The sequence below is a fragment of the Streptomyces sp. 8N706 genome, assembly GCF_052245415.1.
GTDB lineage: Bacteria > Actinomycetota > Actinomycetes > Streptomycetales > Streptomycetaceae > Streptomyces.
The window spans coordinates 14,804-38,639 of the sequence record NZ_JBQQBW010000013.1 but is presented as its reverse complement, the minus strand read 5'-3'; the positions used below and the strand labels follow the sequence as shown (position 1 = coordinate 38,639).

Genomic DNA, 23,836 nt, shown 5'->3' with positions numbered 1-23,836 from the left:
AAGACCCCTTGACTGTTTACGACTACGTCGTGGTCGGCGGCGGCACCGCAGGATCGGTGATCGCCTCCCGCCTCACCGAGAACCCCGACGTCACCGTCGCCGTCATCGAGGGCGGCCCGTCCGATGTCGACCGGCCCGACGTCCTCACCCTGCGCCGCTGGCTCGGCCTGCTGGGCGGGGACCTCGACTACGACTACCCCACCACCGAGCAGCCACGCGGCAACTCCCACATCCGGCACAGCCGTGCCCGGGTGCTCGGCGGATGCTCCTCCCACAACACCCTGATCAGCTTCAAGCCGCTGCCGTCCGACTGGGACGAGTGGGCCGAGGCCGGGGCCGAGGGCTGGGACGCGGCGTCCATGGACCCGTACTTCCACCGGCTGCGCAACAACATCGTGGCCGTCGACGAGAAGGACCGGAACGCCATCGCCCGCGACTTCGTGCAGGCGGCGCAGGCGACGCTGGGCGTACCCCGGGTCGAGGGTTTCAACAAGGAGCCGTTCCACGAGGGCGTCGGCTTCTTCGACCTCGCCTACCACCCGGAGAACAACAAGCGCTCCTCCGCTTCCGTCGCCTACCTCCACCCCCACCTGGAGGCCGGAGACCGCCCGAATCTGCACATCATGCTGGAGACCTGGGCGTACCGGCTGGAGCTGGACGGACCGCGCGCCACCGGGGTCCACGTACGGACCAAGGACGGCGAGGAGATCCTGGTCGAGGCCCGCCGTGAGGTCCTGGTCTGTGCGGGCGCGGTGGACACCCCGCGGCTGCTGATGCACTCCGGCATCGGGCCGAAGGGGGACCTGGAGGCGCTCGGCATCCCCGTGGCGCACGACCTGCCCGGCGTCGGCGAGAACCTGCTCGACCACCCCGAGTCGGTCATCGTCTGGGAGACCGACGGGCCGATTCCCGAGAACTCCGCGATGGATTCGGACGCGGGCCTCTTCGTGCGCCGGGACCCCGAGTCCCGGGGGCCGGACCTGATGTTCCACTTCTACCAGATCCCGTTCACCGACAATCCGGAGCGGCTGGGCTACGAGAAGCCCGAGCACGGGGTGTCGATGACCCCCAACATCCCCAAGCCCCGCAGCCGCGGCCGCCTCTACCTCACCAGCGCCGACCCCGAGGTCAAGCCCGCGCTGGACTTCCGTTACTTCACGGACGAGGACGACTACGACGGCCGGACGCTCGTCGACGGGATCAGGATCGCCCGTGAGATCGCGAAGAGCGAACCCTTCGCCCAGTGGCTCAAGCGCGAGGTCTGCCCCGGCCCGGAGGTCACCTCCGACGAGGCGATCAGCGAGTACGCCCGCAAGGTCGCCCACACCGTCTACCACCCCGCCGGCACCTGCCGGATGGGTGCCGTCGGCGATGAACAGGCCGTCGTAGGACCCGATCTGAAGATCCGGGGACTCGACGGCATCCGGATCGCCGACGCCTCCGTCTTCCCCACGATGCCCGCCGTCAACCCGATGATCGGCGTCCTGATGGTCGGGGAGAAGTGCGCCGAACTGCTCGTCCAGCAACCGACACCGGGAGGTGATGCGTGATGAGTACGACCACCGAGCCGGTGTTCTCCGTCCGCAACCTGTGGAAAGTCTTCGGCCCCAAGGCCGACCGGATCCCGGGCAGCGCCGACGGCGGCCTGTCCGCGGAGGAACTGCGGCAGAAGACCGGCTGTACCGCCGCCGTCCGCGACGTCTCCTTCGACGTCCAGAAGGGCGAGGTCTTCGTCGTCATGGGCCTCTCCGGCTCCGGCAAGTCCACCCTCGTCCGCTGTCTGACAAGGCTCATCGAGCCCACCAGCGGTGAGCTTGCCATCGACGGCGAGGACGTCCTCGCCATGGACCGGTCCAGGCTGCGCGAACTGCGCCGCCACCGCGCCTCCATGGTCTTCCAGCACTTCGGCCTGCTGCCGCACCGCTCCGTCCTCGACAACGTCGCGTACGGGCTGGAGATCCAGGGCGTCGGCAAGGCCGCTCGGCGCGCCAAGGCCGCCGAGATAGTCGAGAAGGTCGGCCTCGCCGGGTTCGAGGGCCGCCGCCCCAGCCAGCTCTCCGGCGGCCAGCAGCAGCGCGTCGGCCTCGCCCGCGCCCTCGCCGTCGACCCCGAGGTCCTGCTCTTCGACGAGCCCTTCAGCGCGCTCGACCCGCTCATCCGCCGCGACATGCAGGAAGAGGTCATCCGCCTGCACCGCGAAGAGGGCCGGACGATGATCTTCATCACCCACGACCTCAGCGAGGCGCTGCGCCTCGGCGACCGCATCGCGCTGATGCGCGACGGGCGGATCGTGCAGCTCGGCACGCCCGAGGAGATCGTCGTCTCGCCGGCCGACGACTATGTCCGCGACTTCGTGCGCGACGTGCCCCGCGAGCAGGTCGTCACCGCACGGAGCGCCATGCGGCCGCCCGAGGGCGACGAGGCGAGCAACGGCCCGTCGATCGCCCCGGACGCGACGGTCTCCGAAGCGATCGAGGCGGTCGCCCGCTCCGGCGCCCCGGCCCGTGTCGTCGACGGCGGCCGGTGCCTGGGCGTCGTCGACTCCGAGCGCCTGCTGGCCGTGGTGGCCGGAGTGAAGGCCGAGGCGGTGGCAGCATGAGTGCCACCGCAACATCACGCGAGGTGACTGCGGAGAAGCGCAAGCCGGACGGCGGGCCCCCGGGCCGGCCGGGCGGGGTCAGGGCGCTGCTGGGCTCCCGTCCCGCCGGCGGCAAGCTCCTGCTGCTCGCCGTGGCCGCTGCTGTGCTGGCCCCGCTGGCCGCCATCCTGTGGGGCAGCGGCAGCTGGCCCAGCGCGCTGAGCGTCGACATCTCCGGGCCGCTGAACTCGTTCAACGACTGGATCATCGACAACCGCGAGACCCACCCGCTCTTCCTGTACTTCCTGCTGCACCTCAGCAACACGGCCACCGCCTCGGTCGACGGCGTGTACCAGCTGCTGGAGTCCGCAGGGTGGCTCGGGGTGACCCTGGGCGCCGCACTCCTCGCCTGGAAGGCCGGCGGCCTGGGCCGCTCCGGTCTGCGGGTGGCGGGCACCGCGCTCGGTGCTTTCCTCCTCTGCGGGGTGCTGGGCATGTGGGAACCCGCCATGCTCACCCTCGCCCTGATGGTGGTGGCGGTGGCGGTCTCGGCGGTCGTCGGCCTGCTCCTCGGGCTGGCCGCCGGTCTCTCGGACCGGTTCGACCGGATGCTGCGCCCGGTGCTCGACACCATGCAGGTGCTGCCCGCCTTCGCCTACCTCCTGCCGTTCGTCCTGATCTTCGGCACCGGTACCCCGGCCGCGCTCTTCTCCACCGTCATCTATGCCGCCCCTCCGATGGCCCGGCTCACCGCGCTCGGGCTCCGCGGGGCCGCGCCGACGGTGCTGGAGGCCTCGGCCTCGCTCGGCGCGAGCCGGCTGCAGCGGCTGTGGACGGCCCGGCTGCCGCTGGCCCGCAAGGACATGCTCCTGGGCCTGAACCAGACCATCATGATGGCGCTGTCGATGGTCGTCATCGCGGCCCTCGTCGGCGCGGGCGGCCTCGGTGAGGAGGTCTACCAGGCGCTGTCGACGGTCGACGTCGGCAAGGCGCTGGCGGCCGGTATCCCGATCGTGCTGATCGCGATCTGGCTGGACCGCACGACGGCGGCGGCCGGGGCGAGCCTCGAGGTGACCGAGCGCTCCTCGGTGCGGCGCCTGCTGCGCGGCCGGCTGGCCTGGGCCGTGGTCGCCGCCGGTACCGTCGCGGCGGTCGTGGCAGGCAAGGCCGCCGGTTCCGTGGCCTGGCCCGAGGCGTGGACGTACGACATCTCCACCCCCGTCAACAGCTTCAACAGCTCTGTGATCGCTCAGATGCGGGAGGGGCTGCCGTTCATCGGCGGCACCGAGGTCTGGGCCGGGCATTTCACCGAGTGGATGCTGAACCCGTTGCGCGACGGTCTCCAGGCCCTGCCCTGGTGGCTGGTGCTGCTGCTGGTCGCCGGGTTCGCCCTGCTGGTCGGCACCTGGCGCACCGCGCTCACCGCGGTGCTCGCCATGGGCGCGATCGGCGTCATGGGCGTATGGCCGAAGTCCCTGGACACGCTCGCCCAGGTCCTCGCCGCCCTGGTCCTGACGCTGGTGCTCGGCTTCGCGACCGGCATTCTCACGGCCCGTGTCGGCTGGGTGGAGCGCGCACTGCGCCCGGTGCTCGACGCGATGCAGACCATGCCGCAGTTCGTCTATCTGATCCCGGTGGTCGCGCTGTTCGCGGTCGGCCGTGCGGCGGCCATCGTCGCGGCCGTGGTCTACGCCCTGCCCGCCGTCGTCCGGATCACTTCCCAGGGCCTGCGCCAGGTCGATCCGGCCGCGGTGGAGGCTGCCCGCTCGCTGGGCGCCAGCGGCAGGCAGCAGCTGTGGCAGGTCCAGCTCCCGCTGGCCCGCCCCGCGCTGCTGCTGGCCGTCAACCAGGGCGTCGTGCTGGTCCTGGCCGTCGTCATCGTCGGCGGCCTGGTCGGTGGCGGGGCGCTCGGCTACGACGTCGTCTTCGGCCTCTCCCGGGGCGACCTCGGCGTCGGACTGGTGGCCGGTGCGGCCATCGTCTGTCTCGGTCTGATGCTGGACCGAGTCACCCAACCCACCGCGTCCAAAGGGCGCGACACCTGACGCACCGTCTCCCGGCGAACGTGCACCAACAGAAAAGGAAATCTCTGATCATGCAGAACACCAAGCGGACGAGAGCCGCCATAGCCATCGTCGGAGCGGCCGGCATGCTTGCGCTGAGCGCTTGCGGCGCCGCCGAGACGGGCAAGTCGAACACCGCGGGCAGCGACGGCAAGACCGTGAAGCTCACGGTCCCGTCCTGGGTCGGCGCGGAGGCGAACGTCGCCGTGGCCAAACACCTGCTCGAGAAGGAGCTCGACTACAAGGTCAAGACCCAGCAGATGGGTGAGGTCCTCGCCTGGGACGCGCTGGCCAAGGGCGACCTGGACGCGGTCCTGGAGGACTGGGGCCACCCCGAGCAGGAGAAGAAGTACGTCGAGGACAAGAAGACCGTCGTCAAGGGCGGCGACCTCGGCGTCACCGGTCACATCGGCTGGTACGTCCCGAAGTACTTCGCGGACAAGCACCCGGATGTCACCGACTGGAAGAACCTGAACAAGTACGCCGACGAGTTCAAGACCTCCGAGAGCGGCGGTAAGGGCCAGCTCCTGGAGGGCTCGCCCGACTACGTCACCAACGATGACGCGATTATCAAGAACCTGAAGCTGGACCTCAAGACCGTGTACGCGGGCAGCGAGGCGGCGCAGATCACCGAGATCCGCAAGAACGTCAAGGCGAAGAAGCCCTTCCTGACGTACTGGTGGACCCCGCAGTGGCTGAACTCCCAGGTCGACATGGTCGAGGTCAAGCTGCCGGAGTACAAGGAAGGCTGCGACAAGGACCCGAAGAAGATCTCCTGCGGCTACCCGAATACCCCGCTGCAGAAGTACTTCAACGCCGACTTCGCCAAGAAGGGCGGCAAGGCGGCCGAGTTCCTGAAGAAGTTCAAGCTGACCACGGACCAGCAGAACGAGATCGCCACCATGATCGCGGGCGACAAGATGTCCCCGGAGGCGGCTGCCGAGAAGTGGGTCAAGGCGAACCCGGACGTGTGGAAGGCGTGGATGCCGTAATCCGGGTACGCCCCCGGCCCGTCCGTTCCGCGACGTCGTACTGACGTCCCCCGGACGAATCCGCCCCGGAGCGCTGTGCGTTCGCTCCGGGGCGGATTCTTCTGTCTGCTTCCGGCGCTCTGTCGTGCCGTCGTGCGGTCGGTCGTGCGGTCGTGCGGTCGTGAGGTCGGGCGGTCAGGCCGTATGGGTCAGCGGTCGGCGGTCGGGCCGTCAGCCGTTACGCAGTCGCTGGGCCAGGGCCCGTACCTCGCCCGCGATCTGCCGCTGGAGCCCGCCGCCGAAGGTGACGCGGGTGGCGCCCAGGCCGCCCAGCTCCCGCGGTGACGGACCGCCGGGTACGGCAAGGGCGTTCAGCGGGACGCCGATCCCGGCCGCCAGCACCGGCAGCAGCTCGGGCGGCGCGAGAATCGGGTACACGCAGTCCGCCCCCGCCTCCGCGTACAGCCGTCCGCGCTCGATGGCCGTCTCCGGCGTACGGTCACCGCGCAGAAAGGTGTCGACCCGGGCGTTGATCACGAGTCGGCCGCCCGCGGCGGCCCGTACCTCCGCGAGCCGGTCCGCCTGCCGACGGGCGTCCTGGAGCTCCCCGGTTGCCGGATCCGAGTCCTCCAGATTGCAGCCCGCCGCCCCCGCCGCGAGCAGCCGCTCCACGAGCTCCTCCGGCGGCAGCCCGTATCCGTCCTCCACGTCCGCCGACACCGGGACGTCCACCGACCGTACGATCCGGGCCACCGCCGCGAACATCGCTTCGGGCGGGGTGCCGCCGCCGTCCTCGTAGCCCAGCGACGCCGACACCCCCGCGCTCGGTGTCGCCAGGGCCGGGAAGCCCGCGTCAGCGAAGGCGCGGGCGCTGGCGGCGTCCCAGGGGCCGGGCAGTACCAGGGGATCGTCCGGCTCCCGGTCGTGGTGGAGCGCTCGCAACACATCCGCCGCGGCCATCAGTGGCTCAGCGCCCCGGGCTTGTACTGGCCGGGCACCGAACGGGTGGTCACGCCGATGCGGTTCCAGGAGTTGATGACGAAAATGAGGCTGATGAGCTGGGCGAGTTCGGCCTGCTCGAAGTGGTCGGCGGCGCGCTCGTACACCGCGTCCGGCACGAAGCCGTCGGTGAGGACGGTGATCGCCTCGGTCAGGGCGAGGGCCGCGCGCTCCTTCTCGGTGTAGAAGCCGGCGGCCTCCTCCCAGGCGTTGAGGAGGTGGAGCCGCTCCTCGGTCTCGCCGGCGTGGCGGGCGTCCTTGGTATGCATGTCGATGCAGTAGGCGCAGCGGTTGAGCTGGGAGGCGCGGATCTTGACCAGTTCGGCCAGGGCCGGGTCGACGCCCTTTCGGGCAGCCGCGTCGAGGTTGACCATCGCCTTGTAGACCTCGGGCGCGAGGGTGAAGAAGTTCATCCGGGGGCCGTGGTCGTGGGTGCTCAGGTTCGTCGTCATGAACGCAACGCTAGACCGCGAATTGCCCAGGAGTATGGTCCATTTTCATGGAGGAAACGTGGGCCAATGAGCCCGTGCCCGCGGACGGCACGGACGCCGGGGGCGTGGCGGGGCCGGGTTCCGGGCCTGTTCCGACCTGCGCCGGATCTCCGGCGCAGGTCGGAACTGTGGCGGACGTCGGATCTCTGGCGCAGGTCGGATCTCCGGCGGACGTCGGAACCGGGGTGGAGGCCGGATCTGCGGCGGACGTCGGAACCGTGGTGGAGGCCGGATCTGCGGTGGGCTCCGGGCTCCCGGCGGGTGCCGGATCCCTGGAGCGCGCCGGGGTGGATCTGCATCTGGATCTGCGCACCACGGCCCATGGCGTACGGGCCGGGCTCATCAGCGCGCTGCGGGACGCCGTCCGTACGGGGCGGCTCGCCCCCGGCACCCGGCTGCCCTCCTCCCGTTCCCTCGCCGCCGACCTGCGGCTCGCCCGCAATACCGTCGCCGGTGCCTACGCCGAACTGGTGGCCGAGGGTTGGCTCACCGCCCGGCAGGGCTCCGGTACACGGGTCGCCCAGAGGCCGGAACCCGCCCGCCCGGCGCACGCCGCCCGCCGGGCCGCCCTGGCACTCCCGGCTCGTCATGCCCACCCCGCTCGTCACGTCCGCCCTGCTCCTCAACCCGTCCACGAGCTGGTGCCCGGCCGCCCGGATGCGGCGTCCTTCCCCCGTACCGCCTGGCTCACCGCCGCCCGCCGGGCTCTGATGAGAGCGCCCAACGAGGCCTTCGGCTTCGGCGACCCTCGCGGCCGGACCGAGCTGCGCCAGGTCCTGGCCGGCTATCTGGCCCGCACCCGCGGTGTCCTCGCCGACCCGGAGCGGATCGTCGTCTGCTCCGGCTTCGCCCATGGGCTGAGGCTGCTGTCCGCCGCCCTGCGGGAGACCGGTGTACGGGAGATGGCCGTCGAGTCGTACGGGCTGGGCTTCCACCGGGACGTCATCACCCGCTCCGGGCTGCGGACCACACCGGTCGCGGTGGACGAACGCGGGGCACGTACGGAAGATCTGGCGGCCCTGAGCGGTGCGGGGGCCGTTCTGCTCACCGCCGCACACCAGTTCCCGACCGGTGTCCCGCTGCACCCCGACCGCAGGGCCGCCGCCGTCGCCTGGGCGCGTCGCACGGGGGCCCTGGTCGTCGAGGACGACTACGACGGTGAGTTCCGCTACGACCGGCAGCCGGTCGGTGCTCTTCAGGGCCTGGAACCGGACCACGTGGTCCACGCGGGCTCGGTGAGCAAGAGCCTCACGCCCGGCCTGCGGCTGGGCTGGCTGGTGCTGCCCGCGGATCTCGTCGACCCCGTGGTGGAGCTGAAGGGCCCAGTCGAGTGGCAGGTCGGCACGCTCGATCAGTTGACGCTCGCGGAGTTCATCGACTCGGGCGCGTACGACCGTCATGTGCGGGGCATGCGGCTGCGCTACCGGAGGCGGCGGGATCAGCTGGTCGGCGCGCTGGCCGAGCGCGCTCCGCACATCCGCGTCACCGGGATCGCCGCGGGCCTGCATGCGGTGCTCGAACTCCCGCCGGGTACGGAGCAGGCGGTCGTCCAGGGCGCCGCGCGGCAGGGGCTCGCCCTGCAGGGGCTCAGCTGGTTCCGGCACCCGGATACGGAGCCGGGCGCTCTGTCCGACGCCCTGGTCGTCGGCTACGGCACCCCGCCGGACCACGCCTTCGCGAACGCCGTCGACGCCCTGTGCCGGGCGCTGCCCTGACGTGCCGCGGGGTGTGCCGCGCTGCACCGCCGTTGCTGCCTGCGTGCCGCGGGGTCTGCCACGCCGCACCGCCGTTGTTGGTGCCTGACGTGCGGCGGGGGGCCCGTCGCACCGCTGTTGCCGCCTGGCGTGCCGCGGGGAGGTGCCGCGGGGGCTGACGCCCTGCGGGTTGCCGTACGCGCCGCGCGCTGCCCATGACGCGCCTACATGCGCGGCGGCGAACAGGGCTGTTCCTCACGGTGGTCCGCCGACCCGGCTGGCCGCCCGTACCCGCACGGGCCCTACCCTGATGCCTGCTGTTGAACATGAACACGACGGGGATGAACGACACATGGCAGACGCACGACGCCGGGTACGGTCCGGCACGGTGATCCTGGGTGGGATGGGCGCGCTGGCGGCCGTACTCACGGCTTGCGGCTCGGAGCCCGACAAGCGCTGTGTCGACCGGGACAGCTACGAGTACTCCAAGGGCTACCGCGTCGTCGACAACAAGCAGTGCTCCGGTTCGGCCTCCGCCAAGGCCACCTCGCGGCGTGATGACGCCTGGTACTACGACGCGGAGGTCGACGACGGCTGGGCGTCCGACGGCACCTTCACCAAACCCTCCAAGGGCTCCTCCGGAGGATCGGGTTCCTCGGTGGACCGTGGCGGCTTCGGCAGTCACCACGGCAGTAGCGGCGGCTGATCACCGGTCATGCGGCGCCACACCATCACTCCCCGCCCGGACTGGCAGGCCACGGTCGAGGAGCAGGGACTCATCTACCCCCTGACCCGCTACCCGGACGACTCGCTGCGCCCATACTGGGACGAGAGCGCCTACTACGCGTTCTCCCTCCCCGAGGTCGAGGCGCTGGAGGAGGTCGTCGAGGAACTGCACCGGATGTGCCTCGCGGCCGCGGAGCACATCGTCGAGAAGAAGCGTTTCGCCGATCTGGGCATCACCGACCCCCGGGCGGCGGACAAGGTCGCCGAGTCCTGGCGGCGACGGGCCGAACAGCCCAGCGTCTACGCCCGGTTCGATCTGCACTACGACGGCGGCGGCCCGGCCAAGATGCTGGAGTACAACGCCGACACCCCCACATCGCTGGTGGAGGCGGCCGGCCCGCAGTGGTTCTGGATGGAGGAGCGGTTTCCCGGCGCCGACCAGTGGAACTCCCTGCACGAGCGGCTGGTGGACGCCTGGAAGCGGCAGGCGGCGCTGCTGCCGCCCGGCGCGCCGGTGCATTTCGCCCACTCCGCGGGGGACGAGCTCGGCGAGGACCTGATGACGGTCGCGTACCTCCGCGAGACCGCGGAGCAGGCCGGTCTGGAGACCGAGGCGATCTCCATGGAGGACATCGGCTGGGACCGGCTCTCCGGCCGCTTCGTCGACAAGCGGCTCCGCTTCATCCGCAGTTGCTTCAAGCTCTATCCATGGGAGTGGCTGACCACGGACCGGTTCGGCCCGTACGTCCTGGACACGCTCGACAACGGCGGTGGCACCGGCAGCACACTGTGGATCGAGCCCGCCTGGAAGATGCTGCTGTCGAACAAGGCACTGCTCGCCGTGTTGTGGGAGCTGTATCCCGGACATCCGAATCTGCTGCCCGCCTATCTGGACGGTCCCCGCGAGCTGGCCGCGACACAGGGGTACGTGGCCAAGCCGCTGCTGGGCCGGGAGGGTGCGGGCGTCACGGTGCACGATCCGGGCCAGAAGGCCGTGGTGCGTGAAGAGGCGTGCTGCTACCAGGAGTTGGCCCCGCTGCCCGACTTCGACGGCAACCGGGTGGTGCTCGGCGCATGGGTTGTCGAGGACCAGGCGGCGGGCCTCGGCATCCGTGAGTCCGCGGGCCTGATCACCGATGAGTACGCCCGGTTCCTCCCGCACGTCATTCTCTGACACCGGCCCCCCGCTGCATTCTCTGACACCGGCCCCCGCTGCGCCGCCGGCCAGGCGGCGCGATCCTCGGCGCCCGCCGCCTGTGGCGCCCCCGGAGCCGGGGACCGCGGACCACAGGGTGGCGGCCCACGGCAGCGCCACGCGGCGGCGCGGTTCGTGGCTCCGGGCCGGTCGCGGGGTGCTGCCCGGCCTGCGGGCCCGGCCGGGCAGCGGACGCGTGGGGCTCAGCCCCGTAGCACCGCCCGCAGCTGGTCGAGGCCCCAGTCCAGGTCCTCCTTGCTGATGACCAGCGGCGGGGCGATCCGGATCGTACTGCCATGGGTGTCCTTGACGAGCACGCCGAGATCCATCAGTTTCTCGGAGATCTGCCGGCCGGTGCCATGGCTGCGGGCGACGTCCACACCGGCCCACAGTCCGCGGCCGCGAACCGCCTCCACCGCGCCGCCTCCCACCAGCAGCCCGAGCTCCGCGTGCAGATGGTCGCCCAACTCGGTGGCCCGCTGCTGGTATTCACCGGTGCGCAGCATGTCGATCACCTCGAGGGCGACGGCGCAGGCCAGCGGGTTGCCGCCGAAGGTGGAGCCGTGTTCGCCGGGGCGGTGGACGCCCAGGATCTCGCGGGAGGACACCACGGCCGAGACGGGGACGACACCGCCGCCGAGGGCCTTGCCCAGGACGTACATGTCGGGGACGACACCCTCGTGCTCGCAGGCGAACGTCCGGCCGGTCCGGCCGAGCCCGGATTGGATCTCGTCCGCGATGAAGAGCACGTTCCGCTCCCGCGTCAGCTCCCGCACCCCCGCCAGATAGCCGGCCGGAGGCACCAGGACCCCCGCCTCGCCCTGGATGGGCTCCAGCAGCACGGCGACCGTGTTGTCGGTGACCGCCTCGTCCAGCGCCGTCGGATCGCCGTACGGGACGATCTCGAAACCCGGCGTGTACGGGCCGAAGTCGGCGCGCGCCTCGGGGTCGGAGGAGAAGCTGACGATGGTGGTCGTCCGGCCGTGGAAGTTGTTGCGGGCAACGACGATCTTGGCCTGATTGTCCGGGACGCCCTTGACCCGGTAGCCCCACTTCCGGGCCGTCTTGACCGCTGTCTCCACGGCCTCGGCGCCGGTGTTCATCGGCAGCACCATCTCCATGCCGCACAGCTCGGCGAGCTGGGTACAGAAGTCGGCGAACCGGTCGTGGTGAAAGGCCCGGGACGTGAGCGTCACCCGCTCCAGCTGGGCCTTCGCGGCATCGATCAGCCGCGGGTTGCCATGGCCGAAGTTGAGCGCCGAATACCCGGCGAGCATGTCGAGGTAGCGCCGGCCCTCGATGTCCGTCATCCAGGCGCCCTCCGCGGACGCGACGACGATCGGCAGCGGATGGTAGTTGTGCGCGCTGTGCGCCTCGGCGGCGGCGATGCTGCGTTCCGTAGTCGTCACGGGGTGCTCCGTTCGGTGTCGCGGCGGTTTGGGGCTCATTTCTATCGTCGCTCGGGGAGATTGCGAAGAAACCTTCCGGAACTGCTCGGGTTCGGCCCAGGCAATAGACTGTGCGAGCACACTGCGACTGGCGAACGTGGAAGCGACCACGAGGGAGCGGTGTGCGGCTGCCGCCACGAGGTGCCGCCCGCCTGGGCACCCCGGGTTCGTGAACCGAGAAGCGGACCGACCCGGAGGACTCCATGACTGCCCCCTTTGTTCACCCCGCCCTCTCCGCCGAGGACCCCGAACTCGCCGCGCTGATCGCCGCCGAGGAGCAGCTCCAGGCCGACACGCTGCGCCTGATTCCCAGCGAGAACTACGTCTCGCGTGCCGTCCTCGAAGCCACCGGCACCGTCCTGACGAACAAGTACAGCGAGGGCTACCCCGGCAAGCGCTACTACGAGGGTCAGCAGAACATCGACCCCATCGAGACCCTGGCCGCCGACCGGGCCAAGGCCGTCTTCGGCGCCGAGCACGCCAACGTCCAGCCGTACTCGGGATCGCCCGCGAACCTCGCGGTCTATCTGGCCTTCGCCGAGCCGGGTGACACGGTGATGGGCATGGCGCTGCCGATGGGCGGCCACCTCACCCACGGCTGGGGGGTCTCCGCGACGGGCACATGGTTCCGCGGCGTCCAGTACGGCGTGCGCGCGGACAACGGCCTCATCGACTTCGACGAGGTCCGCGAACTGGCGCTCAAGGAACGCCCGAAGATCATCTTCTGTGGTGGCACCGCGGTGCCCCGCACCATCGACTTCGCCGCCTTCGCCGAGATCGCCCGTGAGGCGGATGCGGTTCTCGTCGCAGATATCGCCCATATCGCCGGTCTGATCGCAGGTGGCGCCCACCCCTCTCCGTTCCCGCACGCGGAGGTGGTCTCCACGACCACCCACAAGACCCTGCGGGGCCCGCGCGGCGCGATGCTGATGTCCCGGGAGTCGTATGCCAAGCGGCTCGACAAGGCGGTCTTCCCCGGTCTGCAGGGCGGCCCCCACAACCACACCACCGCAGCCATCGCGGTGGCCCTCCACGAGGCCGCTCAGCCCTCCTTCCGCGACTATGCGCACGCCGTGGTCGGCAACGCCAAGGCGCTCGCCACCGCGCTGCTGGAACGTGGCTTCGATCTTGTCTCGGGCGGCACGGACAACCACCTGATCCTGATGGACCTCACCCCGAAGGAGGTGCCCGGCAAGGTCGCCGCGAAGGCTCTCGACCGGGCCGGCATCGTGGTGAACTACAACACCGTGCCCTACGACCCGCGCAAGCCCTTCGACCCCTCCGGTATCCGTATCGGCACCCCGTCGCTGACCTCGCGCGGCCTCGGCGTCGAACACATGCCGCTCGTCGCCGACTGGATCGACCGCGGTGTGGCCGCCGCCCGCGTGGGTGACGAGGACGCTCTCACCGCCATCCGCGCGGAGGTCACCGAACTCATGGCGGCATATCCCGCCCCGGGCCTGCCCACGGCGTAACCGTCCGGGCCTTGTGGACGAGGTCCGGGACCGCCCCGGCCCTCGTCCACGCTCGGGGCAGCCTCCTGCCCCCAGCCGCACGGCCCGGCCCTCGCCGTGACCCGGCTCGAGGGATCCTCCGCACCGAAGCCGTCCGGACCGGCCCTCGTCGTGGCCTCGCTCGTGGGAGGTCCCGCACGTGAGCCATCCGGACTGGCCGCCGTCGGGGCCCGGCTCGGGGAAGGTCCCGCGCCGGAGCGGCCCAGGCCGTCCTTCCCGGCCGTCCCGCTCGCGGGAGCGTCCGCGCCGGAGCCCTCCGGACGGGCCGTCGGCGTCGCCAGGCTCGAGGGCCGCTCCGCGCCTGCGCGGCCCGGACCGGCCGTCGTCGCCGCTGTCGCCGACGACGGCGACGGGGCGTATCGCACGTGCACCCCGCCGGACCCTGACCAGTCCGCCATCGCGCCCCGTACCGGTGGGCTCAGGAGAGACACCGCGAGCAGCCCGCACAGCGCCGTCAGCAGCGAGCGCCACCGCGCTCGTAGCCAGCACCGCAGCCGCGCGCCCCGGCCCGGTGCGCCGGCGGTCCGTGCCTGTTCGCCGACGAGACCGGCCAGCACCCGTTCCACCATCGTCTCGCTGTCCACGGCAGGTATCCGCAGCTCCCTGCCCAGCCTCCTCAGCTCGTCCGGCAGCTCCCGTGCTGTGCCCAGCCTCCTCAGCTCGTCCGGCAGCTCCCGCGACGTCTGTTCCTGCGACCCCTCGCCCATGCCCGTCACCTCCCTCGCATCCCCGCTCCGGCCTCTTCCCGTCCAGCCGCGTCCGCCGTCGGGGGGACCGCGTCCGGTCCGAGAATCCGCTCCAGCCGCCGCAGCGCCCGGTTCAACCGGGACTTCACCGTCCCGCGCGGCCAGCCCAGCGCCTCAGCCGTCTCCGTCTCGTCCAGATCCAGCAGATAGCGGTAGGTCACCACCTGCCGGTGCTCCTCGCTCAGCTCCTCCAGCGCCGCCAGCAGCTGGCAGCGACGCTCGTCCGCCACCGCCGCGTTCGCCGGATCCGCCGACTCCGGTATCAGTGGCTCGGCCTCGACCAACGCCGCCTCCCGCCCCGCCGCCGCACGGAGCCGGCGCACCGACCGCACTGTGTTTTTCGTCTCATTGGCGACGATCCGTAACAGCCACGGACGGAACGCCGCACCCTCCCGGAACCGCCCCAGCGACTGGTACGCCTTCAGAAAGGCGGTCTGCACCACATCCTCGGCGTCCGCACCCGCTCCGAGGAGGACCGCAGTACGGTGCGCGATACGCGTGTGCGCACGCACCAGATCGGCGTACGCCTCGCACTCCCCGGCGCGTACGCGCGCGATCACCGCGCCCTCGTCGGTAACGATGCGACCCCCCTCACGCGTCTTCACACTCTTCCTACACCGGAGACCGAGGATCGGTTCCGCACCTGAGAGAATGGGCGGCATGGCCAACGAACGTCCCCGTGTGCTCTCCGGTATCCAGCCCACCTCAGGCTCGTTCCACCTCGGCAACTACCTGGGTGCTGTCCGGCAGTGGGTCGCGATGCAAGAGACCCACGATGCGTTCTACATGGTCGTGGACCTGCACGCGATCACGGTCCCGCAGGACCCGGCGGAGCTGCGTGCCAACACCCGGCTCGCCGCGGCCCAGCTCCTCGGCGCCGGACTCGACCCGGACCGCTGCACACTCTTCGTCCAGAGCCATGTCCCCGAGCACACCCAACTCGGCTGGGTGATGAACTGCCTCACCGGCTTCGGCGAGGCCTCCCGGATGACGCAGTTCAAGGACAAGTCGGCCAAACAGGGCTCCGACCGGGCCACCGTCGGCCTGTTCACCTACCCGATCCTGCAGATCGCCGACATCCTGCTCTACCAGGCGAATGCCGTTCCCGTCGGCGAGGACCAGCGCCAGCACGTCGAGCTGACCCGCGACCTCGCCGAGCGCTTCAACGGCCGGTTCGGCCGGACCTTCACGGTTCCGCAGCCGTACATCGTCAAGGAGACGGCCAAGATCTTCGATCTCCAGGATCCGTCGATCAAGATGAGCAAGTCGGCGTCCGGGCCGAAGGGCATCATCAACCTCCTCGACGAGCCCAAGGTGTCCGCCAAGAAGATCAAGAGCGCCGTGACCGACACGGGCACCGAGATCCGCTTCGACGAGGCCGAGAAGCCCGGTGTGAGCAATCTCCTGACGATCTACTCCACCCTCACGGGCACGGGTATCGCCGAACTCGAGCAGAAGTACGCGGGCAAGGGCTACGGTGCGCTCAAGACGGACCTCGCGGACGTACTGGTCGAGTGGGTGGCCCCGTTCCGGGCCCGCACGCAGGAATACCTGGACGACCCCGAAACGCTGGACTCGATCCTGGCCAAGGGCGCGGAGAAGGCCCGAGCGGTGGCCGCCGAGACTCTCGCCCAGGCCTACGACCGGGTCGGTTTCCTCCCGGCCAAGCACTGAACCGGGGGACGTCGAACACGCCGCGGGTCCCCTGACAAGGGTCCCTGGCCCCCCGGATGAAGGACCGAGGACGCTCGCGGCGGGGTGGCGTACCCGCCACACTGGCATGAGCGCAACGACGCAGCAGCACCAGCGGTAGAACTACAGCGGTAGAAGCAGCAGCAGTCGTCAGAAACGGCGGAAGAAGAGGAGAACGACGTGGGGACCGTAACGCTCGGCGTTTCGATCGCGGTCCCGGAGCCCTACGGCAGCCTGCTCCAGGAGCGGCGCGCGGGCTTCGGGGATCCCGCCGCGCACGGCATCCCCACCCATGTCACGCTCCTCCCGCCCACGGAGGTCGACCCGGGTGCCCTTCCCGCCTTCCGGCAGCACCTGGCGGGGGTGGCCGCCGCAGGCCACCCGTTCTGTATGCGGCTCGGCGGCACCGGCACCTTCCGCCCGCTCTCCCCGGTCGTCTACGTCAAGCTCGCCGAAGGCATCCCGGAGTGCGGCGATCTCCAGGAACAGATCCGCTCGGGGCCGGTGCAGCGCGAGTTGCAGTTCCCGTACCACCCGCATGTGACGATCGCGCACGGCATCGAGGACGAGGCGATGGACCGGGCGTACGAGGAGCTGGCGGACTACGCCGCCTCCTGGACCGTCTCCGGCTTCGCGCTCTACGAGCAGGGTGAGGACGGACACTGGCGCATGGTCGACGAGTACCCCTTCGGGGAGACGTCCGCCCCGGGGGTGCCCGCGCAGACGGCCCCGCTCGACGCGCCCGCTACGCACTCCCTGCGCCCCTGAGCGACGCCGCCGCGCGCACAGCCGGATACGGCAAAGGCTGCGCCGTATGACGCGCCCGAGGCCGCCGCCCGGCTGCCGGCCCCCAGGCTGCCGTTGCCCCCGAAGCCGCCGCCCGGCGCAGGCCCGGAGGTGCTGTCGGCCCCGCCCGAAGCCGCCGCTCCGCCACGCCCCGACGGCGCCCGGCCTGGTCCCGAAGGTGCCCGGCCTGGTCCCGGTGCCCGGCTTGGTTCCGAAGGTGCCCGGCCTGGTCCCGGTGCCAGGCCTGGTTCCGAAGGTGCCCGGCCTGGTCCCGACGGCGCCCCGCCTCCCCCCCGAAGCAGCCGTTTCGGCCTCCTCCCGAAGCCGCCGCTCCGCCCCAGGCTTGTGGCGCCCGACCCCGCGCCCGAAGGCCCGCCGTACGCGGGCTCCTGGCCCCGTGAGGACGACCCCGCGCCGAGTCAGTCCTGAAGGCCGAGACGGCGTGCCAGATCCGAGGTGAAAACGCCGCGCGGGTCCAGCTCGGCGCGGAGCGCACGGAAGGCGTCCAGCCCCGGATACATCGCGGCCAGCAGCTCGGGCCGCAGCCGCGAGCCGTTGGTGAGGCGGACCCGGCCGCCCGCGGCCGCCACCTCCTCGTCGAGCTCGTCCAGAAGCTCCGGAAGGCCCGGCAGGGTCGCCGGAATGTCCAGGGCCACGGCCCAGCCCCCCATCGCGAAGGACAGCCGGCCCGGCCCGCCGCCGCCGAAGCGTTTCAGCACCGCCAGCAGGGAAGGGCAGCCGCGGCGCGAGACCCGGCGGACGATCCTGCGCAGCGCGTCGTCCCGGTCGTGGCCGACCACGAACTCGTACCGCACCCGGTCACCGGGCCGGTAGAGCCGGTTCCAGAGCGGGGTGCCGGAGTGGGCGTGGAAGAAGGCCGGGATCCTCCGTAGCTCGCCGCTCCGGCTCCACGGTGCCTTCCGGTACCAGAGCTCGTTGCAGAGGCCGGCCGCGGCTCGTCCGAGGCGGCCGTCGGGTACGCACCGGGCGAGTGGCGGCGGGAACGGCAGGGGCGGGAGAATGCGCCGCTGCCGGACGGCGGGCGGGGCCCGGCGGGCGCGCTCGGGGAGCGCGTCCAGCGGTGCGTGTTCCCCCCGGGTGAGCACGGCCCGCCCCGTCGCCGTTCCGCGCGCCAGGAGGTCGATCCAGGCGGCGGAGTAGCGGTAACGGTGGTCGGTCGACGCCAGACGGGACAGGAGATCGTCGAGGTCCTTCAACCGCTCGGTGTCCACCGACATCAGCGCGGTCTCGACCGGCAGCAGCCGGACGGTCGCGGACAGTACCGCCCCGGTGAGGCCCAGACCGCCCGCCGTGGCCCAGAAGATCTCGGGGGTGTGGTCCGGCGTGAGGATCCGGATGCCGCCGTCGGCGGTGAGGAGCTCCATGGACCGTACGTGGCGGGTGAAACTGCCGTCGGCGTGCTGGTTCCGGCCGTGGAGGTCACTGCCGATCGCGCTCCCCACCGTCAGGGCGCGGTCGCCCGGGACGACCGGCACGAACCAGCCGAGCGGCAGCAGCACCTCCATCAGGCGGTGCAGCGTGACGCCCGCGTCGCAGACGACCTCGCCGCGTTCGGCATTGATCGAGTGAATGTGGTCGAGGCCGGTCATGTCGAGGACGACTCCGCCCGCGTGCTGCGTGCGGGCGGAGCGGCCTCCGCCGGTGTGGGAGGCGGTGACGGCAGACATGGCGGTGACCGTACCGTCCGGTCTGAACAAATTGTCAAAACATGTCACACTACTCACCGAAAAGGGTGATAGCGGGTGTGTCAGACGGCATGGTCCGTGGTGTGAGCCGGTCAGGCGGTGAGGGGCACGCACCGGTCGGCGGAGGGTAGGCGTCCCCCATGGAGTGGTTGACCCGACTGCCCGTGATCGGGCCCGTGATCGTACAGCTGATGCGTACTCACGCCTGGCGGGCGTACGAGCGGTTGGACGAGGTGCACTGGACGCGTCTCGCCGCCGCCATCACCTTCACCAGCTTCATCGCGCTCTTCCCGCTGATCACCGTCGGTGCCGCGATCGGTGCCGCCCTGCTCACCGATCACCAGTTGCAGGAGCTCAAGGACAAGGCTGCCGAACAGGTGCCCGGCATCTCCGACCAGCTCGATCTCGACGGGCTCGTCGCCAACGCAGGGACCATCGGAGTCATCGCGGGCGCCCTGCTGCTCGTCACCGGTGTCAGCTGGGTCGGCTCGATGCGCGAGTGCCTGCGTGCGGTGTGGGAGAAGGAGGAAGACCCCGGTAATCCGGTGCTGCTCAGGCTCAAGGACGCCGCGGTGCTGACCGGGCTCGGTGCGGTCGGGCTCGTCGCTCTGGGCGGTTCGGCCTTCGCCGGCAGCGCCGTCGGCTGGGCCGCCGACAAGATCGGGATTCCTGAGGGCGGCATCGGACGCGTACTGCTGTTCCTCGCCGGAGTGGCCATTTCCGTACTGGCCGACTTCCTGCTGCTGACGTATCTGCTGACCCGGCTGCCGCAGGTGCACCCGGGGCGCCGCGCGGTCGTCGTGGCGGGGCTCATCGGCGCGGTCGGTTTCGAACTGCTCAAGATGCTGCTGAGCGGCTATCTGCAGGGCGTTGCCGCCAAGAGCATGTATGGGGCGTTCGGTGTGCCGATCGCCCTGATGCTGTGGATCAACTTCATGGCCAAACTGCTGCTGTACTGCGCCGCGTGGACGGCCACGCAGCACGGCAGCCCGGAGGCGGCGGAGCCGGAGCCGGAACCCCGGCCCGGCCCCGCGGACGGCCCCGGCGTCAGTCCCGGGAGCGGCGACGCACCAGCTCCGGCAGCGGCCAACGGCGGTGCACCAGGAGCGCACCCCCGGCCAGCGCCACCAGCGCCCCGCCGGTGATTCCCGCGGCCGTCCACATGCCCGAGCCCCGGTGGGAGGCGCCGGCCACCGAAGCGTTGGCCTGGTCACGGCGGCCCTTGCCGTGCCCGACCTCGGGGTGTTCGTCCTCCGCGGCCTGCGGCGGTACGAGCTCCCCGACCGGCTCGACCTTCCCGGCGGCTTCGAAGCCCCAGTCGAACAGCGCCGCGGTCTCCTTGTAGACCTCGTCGTGCTCCTTGTCCGAGGGGTTCATGACCGTCACCAGCAGGACGCGGTCACCCCGTTGCGCCACCCCGGTGAAGGTCGAACCGGCTTTCGAGGTGTAGCCGTTCTTGACGCCCGCGATGCCCTTGTACGCGTCGAGGCCAAAGTCCCCGGTCAGCAGCCGGTTGGTGTTCTGGATCGCGAAGGTCTCTCGCTTCTTCTCCTTCTCGCCCTTCTTCCGCTTCGGCACCTCGCCGGGGAACTGCGCGGTCGCTGTCGAGCAGTACTCGCGGAAGTCGGCCTTCTGTAGCCCCGAGCGGGCGAACAGCGTGAGATCGTAAGCGCTGCTGACCTGGCCTTCCTCGTCATAGCCGTCCGGGGTGACCACATGGGTGTCCTGCGCGTTCAGCTCGGTGGCGTGCCGCTGCATGTCCTGGACCGTCTTCTCCTTGCCTCCGTTCATCGCGGCGAGCACATGCACCGCGTCATTACCGGAGCGAAGGAAGACGCCGAGCCACATGTCGTGGACGGAGTAGGTCTGGTGCTCCTTGATCCCCACCAGACTGCTGCCCTCGCCCATTCCGGCCAGGTCGGACGGCTTGACCTTGTACTCCCAGTTCTTGGGAAGGTTGGGCAGGACCGTGTCGGCGAAGAGCATCTTGAGTGTGCTGGCAGGGGGCAGCCGCCAGTGCGCGTTGTGCGCGGCCAGGACCTCTCCGGACTCGGCGTCGGCCACCAGCCACGAACGGCCGGACAGCTTCTTGGGCAGCTTGGGTGCGCCCGGCTTCAGCCGTACCTGCGTCCCCGGCCGGCCGAGCAGCTGCCCGCCGACGGTCGACATGTTCGCGGGCGGCCGCACCTTCTCCTTCGTGCCGCCGTCCCGCTCACCGGCGAGCGCGGGGGACGCCGCGAGGGCGGGCAGCAGGGCGGCGGACGCGAGGGTCAACGCGGCGGCGCGGCACGGCAGTAGGGGCGACGAGCCGGAGGCGGCGGTACGAAATGCAGGCACGCTCGTGAACGTACAGTGTGATCGCGCGCGAGGGGACACCGCGGTACGGGACCCGCGCTCCATGACACCCCACCGGCCCCCGGCCGGGACCGCCGGTGATACTGGGATGTATGAAGCTGAGCCGCCCCGTGTCCTGGTTCCTCCTCGCCTTCGGGGTGTGGAGCTGGTTCATCTGGATCACATTCGTCAAGAACCTCTGGCAGGACGGCAGTGGACTCGCGTTCGACGACATGGGTGAGCCGACGGCGTATTTCTGGGTGCATCTGCTGCTCGCGGTGGTGTCCTTCGTGCTGGGAACGGTGATCGGCGCCATCGGCCTGCGGGGCGTACGGGCGCTGCGGCGCGCTGCGACCCCCGGCTCCGCCGACGGTCCGGGCTCCGCCGGGTCCGCCGCCGACGGCTCCACGAGGCCTGCCGGGCCTACCGGGTCGGCCCGGTAGGCGCCCGGTGATGGCCGTCGTCTTCGTCTTCGTCGCCGCGGCGGTCCTCGGGCTGCTGGCGGGCGTACACCGGTATCTGTGGCGCCGGCTCGTACGGGACACGACCGCCGCGGGCGGCTGGGGGCGGCGTGCCGGGACGGCCGCCGCCTTCGTACTGCCGCTGACCACGGTGGGTGCACTGGTCGGCGGACGGGCCGGAGCGCCCTTCCTCCTCGAACGGATCCTCGCGTGGCCCGGCTATCTGTGGCTGGCACTGGTCCTCTATCTGACGCTGGCCCTGCTGGTGGGGGAGGCGGTACGGCCGTTGCTGCACCGGCGCTTCGCCGCCAAGGAGGCCCGCGCCGGACAGAGGCACGGCGGACCCGGGCACACCCGACCGGGTCGCCGTCCCGCCGATGGCGCCTCGGCAGCCCTGACCGACACGCCGGGGGAGCCCTCGGCAGGCCAAGCGGTCACGGCGGGGCCCGGATCCGTACCGCACGAGGCGTCGGGTGAGACATCCGCCACAGGCCGCTCGGCCACCGGCGGCCCGGCTCCGGTGGCCGCCACCGCGACCGTCGAGGGCGGCACCGCGACAGTCGAGGGCGGCACCGGGACAGCCGGGGGCGGCACCGCGATGGAGCCCCTCGCGTCTTCTGAGGCCCCTGCCGCGGCCGTCGCGGTGGAATCCGACGCCCCGGAGGCCACCGCCCCGGAGCTCCCCGCTCCGGAGCCCGCCGCCGCGCCCTCGTCCGAAGCGCCCCTCAGCCGGAGGTTGTTCGTCGCCCGGACCGTCGCCGTCGCCGCTTCGGCCGCCGCGGCCGGGACCGTCGGGTACGGGGCGTACGACGTCCTGGACGGGCCCGCCCTCAAGCGGGTGACCGTACCGCTCGCCAAGCTGCCCCGCGCGGCACACGGCTACCGCATCGCCGTCGTCAGCGACATCCACCTGGGACCGATCCTCGGGCGTGCGCACACCCGGCGGATCGTGAACGCGATCAACAGCACGCAACCCGACCTGGTCGCCATCGTCGGCGACCTGGTCGACGGCAGCGTCGCCGACCTCGGACCGGCGGCCGAACCTCTCGCCCGGCTCCGCTCACGGCACGGCTCCTTCTTCGTGACCGGCAACCACGAGTACTTCTCCGGCGCCGCGGCGTGGGTCGAACACATTCGCGAACTCGGGGTGCATCCCCTGGAGAACGCGCGCGTGGAGCTGCCCGGCTTCGATCTCGCCGGGGTCAATGACATCTCCGCCGCGAACCAGGACCCGGCACAGGGCCCGGACTACGAGCGGGCGCTCGGCGACCGGGACACCACCCGCGCCTCCGTCCTCCTCGCACACCAGCCAGTGGTGATCCACGACGCGGTGAAACACGGGGTCGACCTCCAGCTGTCCGGCCACACGCACGGCGGTCAGCTCTGGCCCGGCAACTACCTCGCCGCGCTCGCCAACCCGACCGTCGCGGGTCTGGAGCGCTACGGCGACACCCAGTTGTACGTCACACGTGGCGCCGGGGCCTGGGGACCGCCCGTCCGCGTCGGAGCACAGTCCGACATCACCGTCGTCACCCTGGCCTCGCCGCAGGCCTGATCGGGAGCGGAGTATCCGCCGGTGCCGGTGCCGGTGCCGGTGTCCCGGTGCTCCCCGTCGGCAGCCTCTCCGCTCCGGCAGCCCCGCTACGGCCGCTTCCGCGTTTTCACGGCGCCGGCCGTGGCCGGGAGCAGGAAGTCGGACAGCACGTCGCGGATCTCGCGGACGAGCGGGCGCATCACGCGGTAGCGGGACAGGGCGATCGCCCGGGCGACGAGCGGCGCCGTACGCTCCACCAGACGCCGGGTGCGGACACACCCCTCCGAGCGGTCGAAGACCCAGTAGAGCACCAGGCCCATATGGTGCAGCCAGAGCAACTGCGGGAGCAGTTCGGCGAGTTCGGGGTCGGTGCGGGCCTTCGCGCCCTCCAGCACCCGGCGATGGATGGCGATCGACGCTTCGCGGGCGCCGTGCGACTCCTCGGAGAAGGGGCTGAGCGGGCTGTCCGGGTCGGCGGCGTTCTTGAAGAACTGTGCCGCGAACTCGTGGTACGGCTCCGCCAGCTCGAGCCAGGCGAGCAGCACGCCCCGCACGCGCCCGGACAGGTCCTCCTCCGTGGCGAGTACGGACCGGACCGCCGCCTCGTGCTCGGCGGCGATCCGGTCGTAGAAGCCCTGGACGAGGTGCTCCTTGGAGCCGAAGTAGTAGTACGCGTTGCCGACCGAGACTCCGGCTTCCTTGGCGACGGCCCGCATGGTGGTCTTGTCGTAGCCCCGTTCCTGGAAGAGGCGCAGTGCGGTCTCGAGAATGAGGGTGCGCGTCTGCTCGCTCTTGGAGGGCAGCTCGCTCTTGGAAGGCGGGTCGCTCTTGGAGGGCGGGTCGCTCTTGGAGGGCGGCTTGCTCCCGGCGGACTGTTCGTTCCTCGCGGGCCGCCGGG

The 23,836-nt window shown here is 71.2% G+C and carries 19 protein-coding genes, 1 pseudogene and 1 riboswitch; of the genes and pseudogenes, 13 read left to right on the top strand and 7 right to left on the bottom strand.

Annotated elements, in window-relative coordinates:
• Positions 1–8 precede the first annotated feature (8 nt).
• Genes ACTWQE_RS07875 through ACTWQE_RS07860 form a run of 4 tightly spaced genes read left to right on the top strand, consistent with a single transcriptional unit; the run spans position 9 to position 5,633 of the window.
• Complete coding sequence (locus ACTWQE_RS07875; RefSeq protein WP_443328091.1) at positions 9–1,550, top strand: GMC family oxidoreductase; 1,542 nt, start codon at positions 9–11, stop codon at positions 1,548–1,550.
• Positions 1,550–2,599, top strand: a complete 1,050-nt coding sequence (locus ACTWQE_RS07870; RefSeq protein ID WP_443328090.1) for a quaternary amine ABC transporter ATP-binding protein — start codon at positions 1,550–1,552, stop codon at positions 2,597–2,599. Before ACTWQE_RS07875 ends, ACTWQE_RS07870 begins: the two co-directional genes overlap by 1 nt.
• Complete coding sequence (locus tag ACTWQE_RS07865; protein ID WP_443328089.1) at positions 2,596–4,623, top strand: ABC transporter permease subunit; 2,028 nt, start codon at positions 2,596–2,598, stop codon at positions 4,621–4,623. Before ACTWQE_RS07870 ends, ACTWQE_RS07865 begins: the two co-directional genes overlap by 4 nt.
• A gap of 50 nt (positions 4,624–4,673) precedes the next feature.
• A complete protein-coding gene (locus tag ACTWQE_RS07860) occupies positions 4,674–5,633 on the top strand; it encodes an ABC transporter substrate-binding protein (protein ID WP_443328088.1) in 960 nt (319 codons plus the stop codon).
• A 210-nt stretch (positions 5,634–5,843) separates the two neighbouring features.
• Here the strand turns inward: ACTWQE_RS07860 and ACTWQE_RS07855 are convergent, their stop codons facing one another.
• Together ACTWQE_RS07855 and ACTWQE_RS07850 are read right to left on the bottom strand one after the other, a co-directional pair.
• Positions 5,844–6,572 carry an isocitrate lyase/PEP mutase family protein gene (locus ACTWQE_RS07855; RefSeq protein WP_443328087.1) on the bottom strand — a complete coding sequence of 243 codons (729 nt, stop codon included), beginning with the start codon at positions 6,570–6,572 and terminating at the stop codon, positions 5,844–5,846.
• Positions 6,572–7,063 carry a carboxymuconolactone decarboxylase family protein gene (locus ACTWQE_RS07850; RefSeq protein WP_443328086.1) on the bottom strand — a complete coding sequence of 164 codons (492 nt, stop codon included), beginning with the start codon at positions 7,061–7,063 and terminating at the stop codon, positions 6,572–6,574. Before ACTWQE_RS07850 ends, ACTWQE_RS07855 begins: the two co-directional genes overlap by 1 nt.
• Before the next feature lie 47 nt (positions 7,064–7,110).
• On the opposite strand from ACTWQE_RS07850, the gene pdxR reads away from it, so the two are divergent.
• The 3 genes from pdxR to ACTWQE_RS07835 all read left to right on the top strand — a co-directional run bounded on the left by pdxR (position 7,111) and on the right by ACTWQE_RS07835 (position 10,696).
• Positions 7,111–8,817, top strand: a complete 1,707-nt coding sequence (pdxR, locus tag ACTWQE_RS07845) for a MocR-like pyridoxine biosynthesis transcription factor PdxR (protein WP_443328085.1) — start codon at positions 7,111–7,113, stop codon at positions 8,815–8,817.
• A 331-nt stretch (positions 8,818–9,148) separates the two neighbouring features.
• Positions 9,149–9,502 carry a hypothetical protein gene (locus ACTWQE_RS07840; protein WP_443328084.1) on the top strand — a complete coding sequence of 118 codons (354 nt, stop codon included), beginning with the start codon at positions 9,149–9,151 and terminating at the stop codon, positions 9,500–9,502.
• A 9-nt stretch (positions 9,503–9,511) separates the two neighbouring features.
• Positions 9,512–10,696, top strand: coding sequence for a glutathionylspermidine synthase family protein (locus ACTWQE_RS07835; protein ID WP_443328083.1), 1,185 nt, complete (start codon positions 9,512–9,514; stop codon positions 10,694–10,696).
• A gap of 224 nt (positions 10,697–10,920) precedes the next feature.
• Here the strand turns inward: ACTWQE_RS07835 and rocD are convergent, their stop codons facing one another.
• On the bottom strand, positions 10,921–12,165 hold the full coding sequence (gene rocD / locus ACTWQE_RS07830) for an ornithine--oxo-acid transaminase (RefSeq protein WP_443328082.1): 1,245 nt from the start codon (positions 12,163–12,165) through the stop codon (positions 10,921–10,923).
• Between the two features lie 74 nt (positions 12,166–12,239).
• Positions 12,240–12,330, top strand: a riboswitch (ZMP/ZTP riboswitch).
• A 38-nt stretch (positions 12,331–12,368) separates the two neighbouring features.
• Between rocD and glyA the strand changes: the two genes are divergently transcribed.
• Positions 12,369–13,640 carry a serine hydroxymethyltransferase gene (glyA, locus tag ACTWQE_RS07825; protein ID WP_443328081.1) on the top strand — a complete coding sequence of 424 codons (1,272 nt, stop codon included), beginning with the start codon at positions 12,369–12,371 and terminating at the stop codon, positions 13,638–13,640.
• Between the two features lie 751 nt (positions 13,641–14,391).
• Here the strand turns inward: glyA and ACTWQE_RS07820 are convergent.
• A complete protein-coding gene (locus ACTWQE_RS07820) occupies positions 14,392–15,030 on the bottom strand; it encodes an RNA polymerase sigma factor (RefSeq protein ID WP_443328080.1) in 639 nt (212 codons plus the stop codon).
• Positions 15,031–15,085: 55 nt separating this feature from the next.
• Between ACTWQE_RS07820 and trpS the strand changes: the two genes are divergently transcribed.
• Both trpS and ACTWQE_RS07810 read left to right on the top strand, forming a co-directional pair.
• Positions 15,086–16,099: a tryptophan--tRNA ligase gene (gene trpS, locus ACTWQE_RS07815; protein WP_443328079.1), complete on the top strand. Its 1,014-nt coding sequence runs from the start codon at positions 15,086–15,088 to the stop codon at positions 16,097–16,099.
• Between the two features lie 198 nt (positions 16,100–16,297).
• Positions 16,298–16,885 carry a 2'-5' RNA ligase family protein gene (locus ACTWQE_RS07810; protein ID WP_443328078.1) on the top strand — a complete coding sequence of 196 codons (588 nt, stop codon included), beginning with the start codon at positions 16,298–16,300 and terminating at the stop codon, positions 16,883–16,885.
• Positions 16,886–17,322: 437 nt separating this feature from the next.
• Here the strand turns inward: ACTWQE_RS07810 and ACTWQE_RS07805 are convergent, their stop codons facing one another.
• Positions 17,323–18,648, bottom strand: coding sequence for an FAD-binding protein (locus ACTWQE_RS07805; protein WP_443328077.1), 1,326 nt, complete (start codon positions 18,646–18,648; stop codon positions 17,323–17,325).
• A 101-nt stretch (positions 18,649–18,749) separates the two neighbouring features.
• On the opposite strand from ACTWQE_RS07805, the gene ACTWQE_RS07800 reads away from it, so the two are divergent.
• Entirely contained in the window at positions 18,750–19,754 is a 1,005-nt protein-coding gene (locus ACTWQE_RS07800; RefSeq protein WP_443328076.1) for a YihY/virulence factor BrkB family protein, read from the top strand.
• Here the strand turns inward: ACTWQE_RS07800 and ACTWQE_RS07795 are convergent.
• Complete coding sequence (locus tag ACTWQE_RS07795) at positions 19,657–20,946, bottom strand: D-alanyl-D-alanine carboxypeptidase family protein (protein WP_443328075.1); 1,290 nt, start codon at positions 20,944–20,946, stop codon at positions 19,657–19,659. The two genes, ACTWQE_RS07800 and ACTWQE_RS07795, sit on opposite strands and share 98 nt — an antisense overlap.
• Before the next feature lie 110 nt (positions 20,947–21,056).
• On the opposite strand from ACTWQE_RS07795, the pseudogene ACTWQE_RS07790 reads away from it, so the two are divergent.
• Positions 21,057–21,290 (top strand): annotated as a pseudogene (locus ACTWQE_RS07790) (SCO4848 family membrane protein); the annotation flags it as partial.
• A gap of 106 nt (positions 21,291–21,396) precedes the next feature.
• On the top strand, positions 21,397–22,959 hold the full coding sequence (locus tag ACTWQE_RS07785; protein WP_443328074.1) for a metallophosphoesterase: 1,563 nt from the start codon (positions 21,397–21,399) through the stop codon (positions 22,957–22,959).
• An 86-nt stretch (positions 22,960–23,045) separates the two neighbouring features.
• Here ACTWQE_RS07785 and ACTWQE_RS07780 read toward each other — a convergent pair whose 3' ends face one another.
• Complete coding sequence (locus ACTWQE_RS07780) at positions 23,046–23,741, bottom strand: TetR family transcriptional regulator (RefSeq protein ID WP_443328131.1); 696 nt, start codon at positions 23,739–23,741, stop codon at positions 23,046–23,048.
• Positions 23,742–23,836: the final 95 nt, after the last annotated feature.